Here is a 15,083-nt window from a genome sequence, read left to right as displayed (position 1 = left end):
CAGGCTCGGCCCGCGCTCCGTGCTGCGAGCCGATGCCGCCTGCTCAGCGCCTGTCCTCGGCCCTGCTCCGCCGTGAGCGGGGATCGGCGTGGACGAGTCGCACGGCGAGCGGAGGGCGCCTGCACGGAGTCATGGTGACCGACGCCGCCGCCTGCCCCGCGCAACTCCGACGGCAGGGAGCACCGACCGGCTCTCATAGCTGCCGAGAGTCGACGTTCGCCGCGACGACGCCCCAGAACGCGGACCGCACGTCGCGGCGGATCTGCTCCTGTTCCTGGAGGTCGATGCCGAGGGCCTGCTCGACATGGGCGCGCAGCCCCTGGTCCAACGCGTGCGGAATGCTGGGTCGACGAGCCAGCAGGTCGGCCAGTTCGGAGCTGGAGCTGTTGGCGAGCCAGCGCGCGGTGAACTCGGCCGAGGCGGCCCTCGGCGTCAGCATCGCCTGAATCGGGCTGGGCGTCGCCTGCTCACCGTCGGCGTCCTCCCCCGACTCGATCTGCACGGGAATCGGAAGCACCGTGGGCGGCGGCAACGGCGGCCGGAGGTCGAACACCGGGGTCAGCTCGTCCTTGGAGAGGCTGTGCAGCCGATCCGACTCGAACACCAGCTCCTCGGACTGGTTGTACTTGCCGCTCTCGGCCTCGATGCCCACCAGCACGACGCGCACGCCGTGATCCTGCGCCGTGCGCACGCCCTCCCGCAGATCCTCGTCCCCGCTCACCAGCAGCACGTCGCTCACCGCGCCCAACTGGGCCAGCATGATCATGTCGCGGTAGATGAGGGCGTCGACGCCCTTCTGCTGGCCGCTGCCGTTGAGCCTGCCCAGCCGCAGCTTCACGTCCGGCAGCACGGCGATGGCCCGCTGTTCGCTCGTCCGATGGCCGCCCCGCGCCGCGTCGTACCAGTAGGTCCGCAGTACCGGCATGCCGGTCAGCTCCTCGGCGACCGAGGTCATCAGGCTGAGGAACGGCTCGGGTTTGAGCAGCAGGGCCGAGCGCGACGTGGTCTGTCGGCAGAGTCTGCCCCCCTCCGCGTAGAGATAGCCTGCGTCGACGAAGATCGCACATCGATCCATCAGCAGCCCTCTCTACGGGAAAAGGGGCCGCCGGAAGAGAAGGCGACCCCCGGCCACTCAACGGAGCAGCCAACGCAACACTGCGCCCGTGGACGCGTCGTCATTATCGGTCATCCCCCCGACTTTCTCGTCGCCACCCCCGGTTTCTCGTCATTCCCGCCGCGATGCCAGGGATTTCACCCCGTCGACCGACCCCACCTACCCGATCGAAGGAGCCGCCGCGCCGCGTGGTCGGATCGACGCCGGGCGGCGTCGGCCGGGCCCGCCGCGCGCGGCCCGGGTCCCTGTCCGGCCCCGCCGGGCCGAGACCCCGGCTCACGGGACCGCCGTGATCGACCAGAGCACGCAGCCGTGCGCGGGCAGGGACACCGTGCGCGTCGTGCCGAACCGGGCAGGCTCGGCGACGGACCACAGGTCGACGACCAGTTCGTCGGGCTCGATGTCGAACTCGGCCGCCGTCACGCGGGACTCGGCGGCCTCGTCGCCCAGGTTGAACTGCGCGACATAGCGGAGCAGGCCGTCCGTGCTCTGCGCCGTCCAGACGACGAGGTCGCCGTCCTGTCGGTGCCTGCGGTTGCCGACGCTGTCTCTGGTGATGCGCAGGACGGCGTCGTTGGTGAGCAGGCCGAGCGTCCACTCGTCGGTGGAGGGCAGGTCGCCGCCGAACATCAGCGGCGAGCGGGCCATCGCCCAGAGCGTCATCAGGGTCCGCTGCTCGTCGCGGGTGAGCCGCGAGGCGCGGTCGTCGCCGCCGTGGGCCCGGATGCCGATCCGGCCCAGCGGCAGCATGTCGGCGTCGGGCCAGTGACCCGGGCCTGCGTGCGCGACCCAGCGCGCCGTGCGGTCGAACTGGGCGTGGACGTCGGGCCACCGATCCCACAGGTCGTCGGAGATCCGCCAGAGCCTGCTGTGCCGGGTGAGGTGATCGACGTGCTCCACGGCCAGGTCGGTGCCGGGGGAGAGACTGAGCGTCATCGGCCTGCCGCTGGCCTCGATCGCCCGAGAGAAGGCCTCGATCTCGGATCGGTGGTACGGGACGAGCATGTCGTCCGCCTTGACGTAGTCCACGCCCCACTCGGCGAAGCGGGCCAGCAGCGAGTCGTAGTAGGCCTGCGCGCCGGGATGCTCGTGGTTCAGCCCGAGGTTGTCGGGGTTCCACGGGCAGACGTTCTCGTGATCGGCGACGTCGGCGGCCGTCCACTCGGTGCCCAGGATCGGCAGCCGCAGCGCGACGGCCTGCCGGGGGATGCCGCGAAGGATGTGCAGACCGAAGCGCAGCCCCATCGCATGGATTCGTGCGCCCAGGGGTGCGAAGCCCGCACCGCCCGCCGAGGAGGGGAACCGGTTCGGGGAGGGCATCGGCCTGCCGTGCTCGTCGAGGTCCAGCATCGCGCCCTCGTGGTATCCGCTGGTGTCGGCGGTCGGCTCGTACCACTGGATGTCGACCACCACGTGGTCCCAGCCGTGCGGCAGCAGGTGATCGCGGAGGTACTCGGCGTTGGCGAGCACCTCGTGTTCCCGGACCGAGCCGCCGTAGCAGTCCCAGCTGTTCCAGCCCATCGGCGGGGTGCGGGCGAGTGCGGGCGGCGGCTGCCCGCCTGCCGCCTTGCCCGGAGATCCTGCCACTGGATCGGCCATGCCAAGCCCCTGCCCGCAGTCGTCGAGACGAAGATCGTCGAGTCCTCATCGAGTGGAGCGGACCGGGCCATGGGCAGGCAACCGCCGGGCGAGTGGCAAGGGGGCGAAAGACGGTGCGATCACACGGCCGGGGGAGAGCCGGTCCGGGCCCGAGGCGACCAGGGACCGACCGTTCGTGTGGCGGGACGGCCGACGGCGCGCTGGCCGCCTGCGGCCGTGGCCTTCGCACGTGATGCGGCCGGGCGCCGACGGAGCAGATGATCAACGGCCGTGGGTGCCCCGACCGAGGCAGACTCTCGCGGGATCTGCGGGTATGCGGAGATCCGGGGCGTGGCCGTCCGTCGGCGGCCACGCGTCGGCGAGGGAGCGGTGGAGCGGTCGGACGATCCTCGTCGATCGACCGACCGCCCCGGCCTGCGCGGCGAGGAGCTGCTCAGGCGGCGTCGGCCAGGATCTGCTCGGCCTCGGTCATGAAGCGGGCGGCCGTGTCGGCCACGGTGGCCCGGTCGTAGGCGACCTCCTCGTTGAGCCGCTGCATCAACCGCTCGACGCCTGCGCCGCCGGGCGGCGGCGGGGCGGGGGTCTCGCCCAGCAAGCCCTCCATGCTGTTCTCGTATTCCTCGATCCGGGCGTTCACGCCTTCGAATTCGGCGGTCTCCCGTTGGGTGGTGGTGGCGGGGAGACCCCGGTTGGCGCCGAAGATCCGCCCGGCGTCGGGATCGTTGATCATGAAGTCGATGAGCCGCGCCGACTCCTCAGGATGATCAGTGCGGGTCGTCACGCTCATCAGCATGGACGGCTTGGCGTAGAGGCCGAGTTCGTCGGTGTCGCTGGGAAAGGGCGCCAGGGCCAGTTCGCTGCCGTAGGTGTTCTCGGTGCTGGGCAGGAAGTTGTCCCAGGCGAACTCCGAGGCGGTGGCGCCGACGGCCAGCGACGTGTCGGCGATGGCCTGGTCCACGGCGGAGAGCGGGATGACGCTCTCCGCGTCGCGCCACCGCTCGTTGAGCTCCCAGAACTCGATCAGGTCAGCCTCGGTGAAGCCGAGCTCGCCGGAGTCCGTGTACACCTGGCCGCCGTTCTGCCGCAGCCACACGTCGAGCATGTGCAGATGCTCGCCGATGTCCATGCCGCCCCACGGGTCGCCCCCGTTGGCCTCGGTGACGGCGGCCGCCGCGGCGGCGTAGTCGTCCCAGGTCCAGCCCGTCTCGGGCCGGACGGCGCCTGCGGCGTCCCAGACGGCGGCGTCGTACTGGAAGGACATCATGTTGCTGCCGATGGGGATCGCGTAGTAGCCGTCGTCCACCCGGCCCGCCTCGCTCAGCCCGCCCACGAGGTCGTCGGTGTCGATCTGTTCGCCCACTAACGGGGCCAGATCCAGCAGGACGCCGCGATCGGCGTATTCGCGGAGGTACGTGTAGTCCATCTGCACGACGTCGGGCGGGTTGCCGCCCGCCGCCTCGGTCGCCAGCTTCTGCCAATAGCTCTCGAAGTCGGCGAACGTGATGTCCACGGTGATGTCCGGGTTCTTCTCCTCGAAGATCGCAATCGCCTCGGTGGTCAGGTCACCACGATCGGTGTTGCCCCAGAAGGTGTAGGTGAGATTCACCGGGCCGTCATCGCCCGCGGCGCCTCCGCAACCCGCCGCCACCAGCGCCACGCTCATCAGCCCGGCTGTCAGGCCTGCGGACCTCCGGCGTCTCGGTCCTTGCGAAGTCGACGTCACTGTCGTTCCTCCCCGTCGTGGATGTCGCCCGGCCCCCGACGACCGGCCTCGATGGTCGGTCTGCAGCCGGAAGCGTTCGCCCATTATTGAGAGACCCGGGTCACAGTCAAGATTCATCGACGTCGATCTGTGTCGGAATGGCTGATTCCGGCCCGTGACGTCCGATATGTCGGACGAATAGCTCCGAAGGGGTGATTCGGGTTCGATGAGGGAGTGCTGATCGGGGGCCTGTTCGCGGCTGTCTCCCGTCTTTCCATCGTGCGTGGCGGCGAATTGGATCTGATATGCCAGACGGCAAATGAGGCCGATCCGTTGTAGACGATCAAGGGCTGCCCGCCGTCGACCCGCTGGATCGGTGCGGGCGACCGACCGTCGTCTCGCCTCGAGTCACCCGCATGCCGAGGGGTGCCGAGCGTGGCGGCACCGCGCGGGTACTGAGGTCGACCCCGTCGCGGCGACTCGACGGCGACACGACTCCGCTCCGCCCGCACGGCGTCGAACGGGCAGGCTCGTGGGTCGGCCGCCGCGTGCGGTGGTGATCGACGATCTCTCCGCTTGGGACGGATCTCGTGATCGTCTACCCGCGATCGGGGGCCGTCTGATCGGGTGACCGACTCCCGGCGAGTCGTCCGGCCCTCGCATACGGTGCTGGAAAGCCGCTGGTCGGCGGCTGATCACAGCACCGTCGTGTCGATCTCGGCTGCGGTGGTGGGGGACCGAGGGAGTCGGGGATGAGTGGTGGTCGATCACGCTGGATTCGTCGGGCGGGCCTTGCGGTCTGCACCATGGTCGCGTTGCTGCTCGGCGGCGTGCCCGCCTTCGGCGCGGACGGGACGTTCCGCAATCCGCTGTACGCCCAGGACGGCGCCGACCCGTGGCTGACCTACCACGACGGCAACTACTACCTGACCGGCACCTATCACTCCTCCGAGATCGTGATGCGTCGATCCCCGACGCTGGCGGGCCTGGCTGAGGCCGAACCCGTGGTCGTGTGGCGTGGTGACGATCCCTCCCGATGCTGCTATTTCTGGGCGCCCGAGTTCCGGCTGCTGAACGGGCCGAACGGGCGCCGCTGGTACCTGCACTACAGCGCCGGGGTCAGCGGCTCGGCCGACCACCAGCGGATGCACGTCCTGGAGAGCGCGGGCACCGACCCGATGGGCCCCTACACCTACAAGGCGCAGCTCAACCCGCCCGGCGAAGACCAGTGGTCCATCGACGGGAGCTACCTGGAGATCCCCGGCCGAGGCCTGTACTTCCTCTGGTCGCAGTGGAGTGACGTCGCCCAGGAGAACTGGATCGCCCCGATGCGTGATCCCTGGACCATCAGCGGCGCCAAGCGGCTGCTGTCCACCCCGGAGCACCCCTGGGAGACGAGCGGCCTGCGGGTGAACGAGGCACCGGTGGCCCTGCAGCGCAACGGTCAGACCCACATCGTCTACTCGGCCAGCTACTGCGGCACGCCCGACTACAAGCTGGGCCTGCTGACCCTGCGCGGCAGCGACCCGATGCTGCCCGGCGCCTGGACCAAGCATCGGGACCCGGTGTTCGAGCGATCGGACTCCGCAGGCGTGTTCGGCCCCGGCCACAACGGCTTCTTCACCTCTCCCGACGGCAGGGAGGACTGGATCGTCTATCACGCTCAGGGTTCCGCGTCGGGCGGGTGCGGCCAGGGCCGTACGATCCGGGCTCAGCCCTTCGAGTGGAACCGGGACGGCACCCCCGACTTCGGCAGCCCCGTCGCCGCAGGCGTGGAGCTGCCCGCCCCGTCCGGCGAGGGACGGCGGCTGGCGAGCCCGGCCGACACGTCGACCACGCCGTGGATCACCTCGCCGGTGAAGGTCACCGTCGCGGGCCGGTCCCGCCGAGTGAGCGAGCCGGAGCGCGCCGACCATCTGGGGTGAGTCTGGGCGCAGCGGCCGCCCGCTGCGCGCTCTCGCCGCCGGGCGAGCCGATCGGCCTCCCCGGCCGACGTCACGGGTGCCGCCCGCCCGGCGGTGTCTCCTTCGATCACCTGCGCCTCGGCGGACTTGACCTTGACTGTTGTTGAGCTTCTAGCGTCCCGGTCATCGACGATGACGTCCCACCACGATGGGACAGACGAAGGAGCTCACGATGACTGCGCAGCATCCGATCCTCGTGATCGGCGCCACCGGCAAGGTCGGCAGGAACGTCGTCGCCCAGCTGTATCAGGAGGGCGTCGCCGTGCGGGCGATGACGCGGGCTCCCGAGGCGGCGGGACTGCCCGACGGCGTCGACGTCGTTCGTGGCGATCTCGCCGACCCGACGAGCCTCACGGCCGCGCTGGCCGGGGTGCGATCGGTGTTCCTGGTCTGGCCGCTTCTCACGGCCGAGCTGGCGCCCGCCGTGATCTCGTCGATCGACGCCGAGGCCGATCGAATCGTCTATCTCTCGTCGAGCGGTGTTCGCGAGGACGCCGAACGGCAGTCCGATCCCATCAACCAGTTCCACGCCGACGTCGAACAGGAGATCCAGCGCACCGATCTGGCGTGGACCTTCATCCGTGCGGGCGGCTTCGCAGGCAACGATCTCGAATGGGCGGCGGAGATCCGGGCGGACGGAGTCGTCCGGGCGCCCTTCGCCGAGGCCGCCGGGGCCATGCTCCACGAGGCCGACATCGCAGCGGTGGGAGTCCGGGCGCTCCTTGACGACGGACACGTGGGGACCAAGCCGGTCCTGACCGGTCCCGAGGTGCTCAGCAACGCGGAGCGGGTCGCGATCATCGGCGAGGTGCTCGGCAGGCCGACCCGGTTCGAGGAGCTTGCCGTTGCCCAGGCGCGCGAGCAGATGGTCGCGCAGGGCTGGCCGGTCGACGTCGTCGACGGAATCTTCGCCGCCCATGCCGAGACGATCACCTCGGTCGAGAAGATCGAGTCCACCGTGTCCGACATCGTCGGTCGTCCCGCGCGTACCTATCGCGAGTGGGTCGCCGATCACGTCGCCGACTTCCGCTGAGCCGAGGCGTCCGGCGTCGCCCAGGGGCCGGGAGACGGCTGGCGCCCCGTGTCGCAGGCAGGGGCGGGCTCTCCGCCGCCCGCAAGGGACGGCGCGAGCGCCACGGCGGGCAGGGACCTGCCGGTCTCGCGCGGGCTCCGCCGATCCGGTGCCGGGCGTCGAGTTCGCGCCGTAGAGTATTTTCGATCACAGTCTGCGAGGGCGAGCGGAGGCGGAGTCGGCGATGGGCGGAGCCTGGTCGGACCGATCGGGACGAGACCCTGCGGTCGGCAACCACGCGGCCGACGTGGGCGGCTCGGTGGTGCAGGTGGGCACCGTGCACGGCGACGTGACGTGGTTGCTTCCCACCGAGCAGCGCCCGGTGCCGCATCAGATCCCCGCCGGGCCGGGCCGGTTCGTCAATCGAGTCGCCGAGCTGTCCGCCGTGGACGAGCTGCTGCGCGATGCGGGCGCAGACTCGACATGGATCATCGTCCTGACCGGGCTGGCCGGTGTCGGCAAGAGCGCGCTGGCGCGTCGCTGGGCGCGCGATGCCGGGGACCGGTATCCCGGCGGGCAGCTCTACATCGACTACTCGACACGACGCACCGAGGCAGGCACCGCCGTCGGCGACGCGCTGGCCGAATGCCTGCGGGGACTGGGCGTGCACCGCGAGCACATCCCGGCGGAGCTGGCCGAGCGCACGGCCCTGTTCCGGACCCGGACCGCGACGCAGCCGGTGCTGGTGCTGCTCGACGACGTCACCGAGGCGGCTCACGTCGAACCGCTCGTGCCCAACAGTCCGGGCAGTGCCGTGGTCGTGACCAGCAACGCCAGGCTCACCGAGGCCGATTTCGAGACCGACGCCCGGATGGTGGTCCTCGATCCGCTCGACGACGCGGGCGGTGCGGAGCTGCTGACGCGCTTCTGCGGCGAGGAGCGCATCGGCCGGGAGCCCTCGGCCTCGACCGCGCTGGTCCGGCTGTGCGGCGGCCTGCCGATCGCGCTGCGGGTCGCCGCCGCTCGGCTGACGGCCCGGCCGCACGCCACCGTCGCCTCGCTGGTGGCGGAGCTGGCCGACGAGCGTCGTCGGCTGCGCGCCCTGTCGTCGAGAGGAGAGCGCACGGTGTCCACCGTGTTCGACCACGCCTACCGGAGCCTGCCCGCCGAGGCGGCCCTGGTGTATCGCAGGCTGGGGCTGCTGCCCGGCCCGGACGCCTCCGTCGACACCGCCGCCCTGGCCGCCGACGTCGACGAGTCGACGGCCCGATCGGCGCTGGCCGTCCTGGTCGACGCGAACCTGGTGACCGAGGAGCCCGGCGAGCGATACCGCCTCCACGACCTCGTCCGACTCCATGCCAGGGAGCGCGCGGCGGGGGAGGAGCCCGCCTCGGCGCGTGCGGAGCTGCTGGACAGGCTGGTCGGGCAGCGGCTCGGGCTGGTCGCGGCGGCCGACCGCGCCGTGATGGGCGCCAGGACCCGGATCGCGGATCACGAGGCACTGCTCACCGACGTCGACGACCCCTTCACCGGACCGCGCGGCGCCGCGCTCGCGCTGGACTGGCTGACCGGCGAACGCGCCTGCCTGCTCGCCCTGCTGCGTGCCGTCGCGGAACAGGGCTGGGATGAGCGAACGTGGCAGCTCGCCGAGGCGATGGTCCCGCTCTACCTGCACCGTCGCTACCTCGCGGACTGGATCGAGGCCAGTGATCTCGGCGCCACCGCCGCGCGGCGGGCCGGCCACCCCGCCGCCGAGGCGCGACTGCGCAGCCTGGTGTCTCGGGCCTACACCGAGCTCAGTGAGCACGACCGGGCGGGGGCAGAGCTGGACACGGCGTTGCGGCTGGCAGAGCAGGCGGGCCGACCGGCGCTGCTCGCCTCGGTCTGGGAATTCATCGGCCGACATCGCGACGTCGTCGACCCGCCCGGCGCGCTGACGGCCTACCGCCGCTCGATCGAGCTGAACGAGCAGGCAGGCGAGTCCCGAGGCGCCGCGCTGGGCGCCTACTTCCTCGGCTGCGCCCTCGCGGCGGCCGACCGGCCTGCCGACGCGCTCGCCGAGCTGCGTCGGGCCGCCGACCAGCTGGCTGCGCTGGGCGATCGGCGGATGGTCGGGCGGGTGCTCATCGCCCTCGGCTCGCTGCACCGCCTGCTCGGCGAGCACGACACGGCGGCCGAGGAGCTCGGCGAGGCGGTCGAGCTGTTCGAGGAGCGCGGCGCGATCCACTACGAGGCCCAGGCGCGGCGGGCGCTCGCGGACCTCGCCGAGACGCGCGGCGATCGGCAGGGTGCACGGGCTCAGCTGAGCCGGGTGCTGGCCGTCGAGGTCGAGACCGGCGGGCCTGCCGTGGCCGAGTTGCGGGAGCGGCTGGCGGCGCTCGAGGACTGATCGAGCCGATCCTCGGCAGGCGGGGCCTCGCCCGCGTCGCGCGATCGTCGGGCCGTCCTGCCGCCGCTGGGCCGGCCGGGCGGCCCGCCGCCGATCAGGCGGGCTCGACCAGCGTCATCGTGAGGACCCGTTCGGCCGCGCCGACGCGCACGAACAGCCTGCCTGCACCGAGAACGCCCGCGAGCAATGCGGCATAGGCGGCCGAGGCCGCGAGCATCGTGTCCGGCTTGCCACCGTCGTCGGCGGCGATCCGCAGGCGGCGTCCGTCGCGCAGCCCCAGCAGCGTGCCCCCGGCGACGGCCGTCGCGGCGAGTCGGGCGCCGGGATTGCGCCGCAGTGCCTCGGCGAGCCAGGCCGCCGCCGCCGCCTCGACCGCCGCCTCCGCCCCACCGCTCGGGTGCGCAGCCGTCGGCTCGGCCGCCTCGGGCGCCCGCGAGCGGGTCAGGACGGCCGCATCGCCGAAGAGCCGCAGGTTCGGCTCCTCCGCATCGACCAGCAGGTGTCGCGATCCGCTGTGGGGCACGTCGATTCGGCGACCCCGCACCGCTGCGGGGACGCGGTGCAGGACCACGGTGGACGGCGCGACGAAGGTCGAGGCCACTTCCAGGGAATGAACCGGGCGACGAGCGGGGAGCGGGTCCGGCGCCGCGTCCAGGACGGGTTCGGCTGCGGGTTCGGCCAGGGACAACAGCTCGTGACACAGCGTCCGCAGCAGGTCGACGGCGCGACCCGGCGCGGCGAAGGCGGCGTCGGCGAGCGGGCGGAACCGCAGCGGATCATGCACGGCCATCGCCTTGTCCACCTGTTCCCGCAGCCCCGTCGCGGGATCGAGCCGGTCTGCGGTCCGCCCGAACTCGGCGAGCGGAGTCCCCGGCACGACCTCGGTGCCGAAGGCCGCGAGCAGCACCGGCCTGCCCACGGTGGCGCCGTAGAGACTGACCGAGCCGTGATCGCCGATCAGCAGGTCGGCGGCCACCAGCGCGGCGTGCCAGCCGCGCGTCGGCGGCAGGAGCAGCAGCCCGGCCCGCATCGCGGAGTCCAGCCACTGGTCGAGCTGCCAGCCGCCATGCCAGGTCCAGGCGTTGGGATGCACGACGGCGGCCACCCGGTACTCGTCCACCGGCAGTTCGGCCAGCAGGCGATCGAGCAGCTCGGGGCGGGTGCCCAGCAACGACTGCTCGCCCCACGTCGACGACACCACCAGCAGCCGCCGCGCGGGCGACACGCCCAACAGCTCCCGATACCGGTCCCGCCGTCCCACACTGCCGAGGACCGCGTCATGGCTGGTGTCCCCGATCAGCGCCGTTCGCCCTACCGTCGCGGGCGAGGCCGCCGCCAACTGTTCGGCCTGGTCGGGGTGGGTGATCGCCAGCGTGACCCGACCGGAGTCCAGCAGGTCGGCAGGCACCAGACCCGACAGCCTGCTGGTCGGCGCGTCGACCTCGGGGACGTACTTGTGAAAGCCGATCCCGTGCGGCAGCACCAGGACCGGGGCGTCGCCGACCTGCGCCAGGTCGACCTTCTCGCTGGCCGTGATCACCAGGTCGCACCGCAGTTCGGGGACGGCGTCCCAGGGCACCACCGCAACCGGCAGCGCGCGGAGCAGCTCGGCGACCCCGGTGGAGAAGCGGGAGCCCGCGTGCACGGTGAAGACCACCTGGACGCGGGGGTCGCCGAGGAAGACGGTCGTGGCCTCCAACAGCCGGATGGCCGAGGTCAGCGTGCGGGCCACCGCGAGGACGGTGCGGCAGGGGCGATACGTCTGCCAGCGCGCGCCGTCCGCCGCCGCAGGGCCGTGCCGGGGATCAACGCGCGGCACGGTCCCGCCTGAGGCCGTGGGCGGGCGGTGCGGTGGTGGCGAGGCGGTCCGCCGGGCGCGGGACGTGCCTGCGCGCGGTCCTCGTGCCGGCAGGCGGGTCGGTTCGGGGCGGCACAACCCTGCCGAGTGCGTCGGAACCCGGCGAGCCGCACTCGCCGCGCCGAGACCCTGCGTCGCGGCGACCGGGCTGCCGCCGACCCGTCGCCCGCCGTCCTGCCTCGAGGTGATCGACTGCGGGGCGCAGGGGGCAGGCCGGGGGAGACTCCGCCGGTCGTCCCGATCTCGCCGAGCGCGGCGGTGGTGCGGTGCCGAGACCGATTCCGCCGATGGTCACCAGAATCACCGCCTCACCGGCTCGTGCGATCGACGTTTCGCACTCTAATCAAGGCGATCGACGCTCCTCCCGGCTGCGGCGGTTCCGCGACCGTGCGATCAACGCCCGTCGGCGGCCCGCACCGCGTCGAGCACGTCGAGATACCCGGCGCCCACCCGCCACAACGCGTCGGAGACCGGTTCGAGCTTTCCCGGCTTCCACCGCCGATCCGCATAGGCCTCGCTCCGATCCCGCAGGGCGCGCAGACTCAGCGCCAGCTCCGCGTCGAGCCGGGCGCGCACCGCCTCGGCGGACTCCGCCGCCGTACGCACCGACTCGCCCCGCCCCTCGCGCAGCGCGGCCAGGGTCTCCTCGGCGATTCCGTTCGCGGAGTCCCAGAGCAGCGCGGGCCGGTCGATGCGGTGATTCCACACCGGGGCGTGCACCGAGCGCCAGCGCGCCACGATCGGGCTCTTGGGCAGCCGCACGGCCCCGCCCCAGTGCTGGGAACCGGACGGCTCGTCCAGCCACGGCACCGCCTCGACGGGCAGGTCGACCGCCAGCGCGACGGAGACGTCGTCGAGATCCCGCTCCGCGCCGAGGACCTCCCCGAACACCCACAGCTGCTCGACCCGCAGCGGGAAGATCGACGCGGGGCGCGTCGCCATGTCGGCGCAGCTCTGGGCGAGGCTCTCGAGATGCCAGACGGCACGGGTCCACTTCACCGGGGCCATCCTGCCGGACGGGGGTGGCGGGGCGGCACCGTCGTCGGGGTCGGCCGGGGTCGGCGGCGGCGGATCGGGGGTCGGTGCTGATGCCGCAGGCCTCGATCGGAAGAGGCGTGCCTGGCGCCTGTGTGAGTGTGTCGTGGCGGGGGTCCGACTGCGCGGTGGTCACCCGAACTCCCCGGCCTCCGGCGTGGTGGTCGCCCGTCGGTGCCGGTGTCGGCGCAGGTGTGCGTCAGCATTCTCGGTGGCTGAACGAGCGCCTGATCAGGGTTTCGACTCCCCGTCCCCGTCGGCCTGCCTGGTGATCGTGGAGCCTGCGTCGCTCGGTTTCTCCGCGACGAGCAGCGTTCCCCAGATCCCGCCCCGTTCATCGGCCCCTGTCAGGGGACTCGTCGGGTACGTCTTCCAACCAGACGGCGTGCCTCCGTCCGTCGAGCCGCACCGAGGCGTCGAGGAACTCGACCGGTTCGACGGGCTGCACCGTCCTGGGGAACGACCTGCTGACTTCTTCGTGTGTGGGAAACACGGTGCTGGAGAACGAGGCCGCACCCTGAAATGTCGGGCTCAGGAACGAGACAGGTTTGTGGAACGAGGCGCCTGCGAACCCCGCACTGCCGGTGAATCGCGTTCGGACGAACTGAGTGTCGCCACGGAAGGATGCCGTGTCGAAGGAAGCGAAGCCGGCGAACACGACATCGGGAAAAGCCGCATCGCTGGTGAACTCGGCCTTGGTGAACCAGGCATCGCCGGTGAAGACGGCCCGGCCGAATCGGGCCTGCCCGAGGAACCGGGCCGTGGAGAAGTTCGCCCGGCCGAAGACGCAGCCTTCGAAGTCCAGATTGATCAGGTTCGCCCGACTGAGGTCGATGTCGAACTCTCCCGGCCAGTGCCGAGGATTTGCTGGCCCCGCGGCGTTTGAACGGTCGCGCCCGCGAAGCCGATCCGCCAGCAGCCGCTGGGCGGTGAGCCGGACCACGCGCTCCTGCGCCCGTTCCTGATCCTCGGCGATCTGTTCGGCGGTGGGGTCCGGCGGCAGCAGGCCCGGTTCGAGGAACGGCATCCGAAGGTAGGCACACAGCAGGTCGATGACGGTCTGGCGGTGTTCGGGACTGCCGTCGCCGAGCCGGTCGAGCGCATGCAGCCCGCCCAGCCGGACCGGCGCCTGGTCCGACCCCAGCTGTTCGACGGCCTTGAGCTGCAACTCGGTGACCCGGCGCTCGGCGGCGTCGTAGCGCGTCTCCTCGGCCGCCGCCTCGGTGGCGCGTTGCCGCCGGAACGCCAGCAGCAGGGCCAGCGCCGCCCCGACACCGCCCGCCGCCGTGAGTCCGGTGCGGACGGCCTCGTTCTGCGCGGCGACCCGATCATTGCCGGTCAACTGTGCCGCTCGCTGCCAGCCCCAGCCGCCCAGCCCGAACCCGGCCGCCAGCACCAGCGCGGCACAGCAGGCCACCACCCACCAGCGCAGCGGGCGTAGGTGGGTCTCAGCTGGGTGTTTCGGCGACGGCCGGGTCCGAGGTCGTCGACGCGGGGCGGCTTCCGATGTCACCACGTCATTGTTCCCGACCCAGTGCACTGATCGATGGGATCAGCGCCGCCGTCATCCGTCCCCGCGGGCGAGCAGCGAGCAGACGGTGGCGCCGGTGTGGCAGGCGACGGCGTCCGATCATGGTGCACGGTCGTCAGAACTCCCATTCCCAGCCGCCGTTTCCGACGATCAGACCCGCCGGGCGATAGGTGATGATCCCGGACTCATGGGCGGTGTCGAGCGCGATGCGGCCGTGGTACTGGGTGTCGGGGAGCAGCGGGCCGCTGGGGAACTGCTCGGCAGAGGTCAGGCAGCTGTACGCCGCGACCGTGCTCGGGCTGGGCGCCGCGACGCCGTCCGGGCTGATGACCCCGAAGTCATGCGTGCTGATCGCCCAGTAGTCGGAGGCGGTCAACTCCGCCGTCGTGGCGATCGTCATGTCCAGGATGACGAAGCGGCCGTGTTCCGCAGCGGTCGCCCACTCGTCGGTGCAGCCTGCGTCGACGGTGATCGCGTCGACGGTGATCGCGTCGACGGTGAAGGTCGCCTTGAGTCGGTCCGGCTCGCCGAAACCTGCTGCTTCGCCGATCTCTTTCACGCCCAGGCCCCGTTCGGAGACCGTGAGTTCCGAGGAGGAGTCGTCCTCGGCGGACCGGTCGTCCTCCTCCGTGTCTGACGTCGGTGCGGCGGTGGTGCCGGTCGTCGTCGGCGCCACCAGGTTGGCGGAGTGTGCGGCGGCGACGTCGGCTGCGCGGTCTTCGGCGGCACAGCCGGCGAGGAGAGCGGCGACGGCGAGCGCGCCGAGGAGTCGGGGACGGCGGGAGGTCATGGTGGGCCTTTCGGTGGAGGTGGGGCCGTCGCACGGATATCGGAACGGGGACCGTCGACGGCGGGCCGGGATGTTTCAACGAGCACGGC

The 15,083-nt window shown here is 71.8% G+C and carries 10 protein-coding genes; 3 read left to right on the top strand and 7 right to left on the bottom strand.

All coding sequences use genetic code 11. The features are described 5' to 3' along the window. Window positions 1–193 precede the first annotated feature (193 nt). The 3 genes from UA74_RS20700 to UA74_RS20690 form a co-directional block, all read right to left on the bottom strand. Window positions 194–1,075: an NYN domain-containing protein gene (locus tag UA74_RS20700; protein WP_075765259.1), complete on the bottom strand. Its 882-nt coding sequence runs from the start codon at window positions 1,073–1,075 to the stop codon at window positions 194–196. 315 nt (window positions 1,076–1,390) lie between these two features. Beyond that, window positions 1,391–2,713 (bottom strand): hypothetical protein, encoded by a 1,323-nt coding sequence (locus UA74_RS20695; RefSeq protein ID WP_198042799.1) that lies wholly within the window; start codon window positions 2,711–2,713, stop codon window positions 1,391–1,393. 433 nt (window positions 2,714–3,146) lie between these two features. Beyond that, on the bottom strand, window positions 3,147–4,376 hold the full coding sequence (locus UA74_RS20690) for an ABC transporter substrate-binding protein (protein WP_075741746.1): 1,230 nt from the start codon (window positions 4,374–4,376) through the stop codon (window positions 3,147–3,149). A gap of 791 nt (window positions 4,377–5,167) precedes the next feature. Here UA74_RS20690 and UA74_RS20685 point away from each other — a divergent pair. The 3 genes from UA74_RS20685 (at window position 5,168) to UA74_RS20675 (ending at window position 9,780) form a co-directional block, all read left to right on the top strand. Beyond that, on the top strand, window positions 5,168–6,340 hold the full coding sequence (locus UA74_RS20685) for a glycoside hydrolase family 43 protein (protein ID WP_083683418.1): 1,173 nt from the start codon (window positions 5,168–5,170) through the stop codon (window positions 6,338–6,340). Between the two features lie 211 nt (window positions 6,341–6,551). Then, window positions 6,552–7,412 carry an NmrA family NAD(P)-binding protein gene (locus UA74_RS20680; protein ID WP_075744037.1) on the top strand — a complete coding sequence of 287 codons (861 nt, stop codon included), beginning with the start codon at window positions 6,552–6,554 and terminating at the stop codon, window positions 7,410–7,412. Between the two features lie 223 nt (window positions 7,413–7,635). Continuing rightward, window positions 7,636–9,780: an ATP-binding protein gene (locus UA74_RS20675; protein ID WP_075741744.1), complete on the top strand. Its 2,145-nt coding sequence runs from the start codon at window positions 7,636–7,638 to the stop codon at window positions 9,778–9,780. A 94-nt stretch (window positions 9,781–9,874) separates the two neighbouring features. On the opposite strand, the gene UA74_RS20670 is transcribed toward UA74_RS20675, so the two are convergent. From UA74_RS20670 to UA74_RS20655, 4 genes are all read right to left on the bottom strand, one after another. Further along, complete coding sequence (locus UA74_RS20670; RefSeq protein ID WP_075741743.1) at window positions 9,875–11,512, bottom strand: hypothetical protein; 1,638 nt, start codon at window positions 11,510–11,512, stop codon at window positions 9,875–9,877. Between the two features lie 519 nt (window positions 11,513–12,031). Next, window positions 12,032–12,637: a DUF7711 family protein gene (locus UA74_RS20665; RefSeq protein WP_157434340.1), complete on the bottom strand. Its 606-nt coding sequence runs from the start codon at window positions 12,635–12,637 to the stop codon at window positions 12,032–12,034. 370 nt (window positions 12,638–13,007) lie between these two features. Then, a complete protein-coding gene (locus tag UA74_RS20660; RefSeq protein ID WP_157434339.1) occupies window positions 13,008–14,186 on the bottom strand; it encodes a pentapeptide repeat-containing protein in 1,179 nt (392 codons plus the stop codon). A 133-nt stretch (window positions 14,187–14,319) separates the two neighbouring features. Then, the gene (locus UA74_RS20655) at window positions 14,320–14,994 is read right to left on the bottom strand and encodes a hypothetical protein (RefSeq protein WP_075765257.1); all 675 of its coding nucleotides are present in this window, start codon (window positions 14,992–14,994) and stop codon (window positions 14,320–14,322) included. Window positions 14,995–15,083: the final 89 nt, after the last annotated feature.

This window comes from Actinoalloteichus fjordicus, from assembly GCF_001941625.1.
Lineage (GTDB): Bacteria > Actinomycetota > Actinomycetes > Mycobacteriales > Pseudonocardiaceae > Actinoalloteichus_A > Actinoalloteichus_A fjordicus.
The sequence above is the reverse complement of the archived record's forward strand: the minus strand, read 5'-3'. Positions and strand labels throughout refer to the sequence as shown.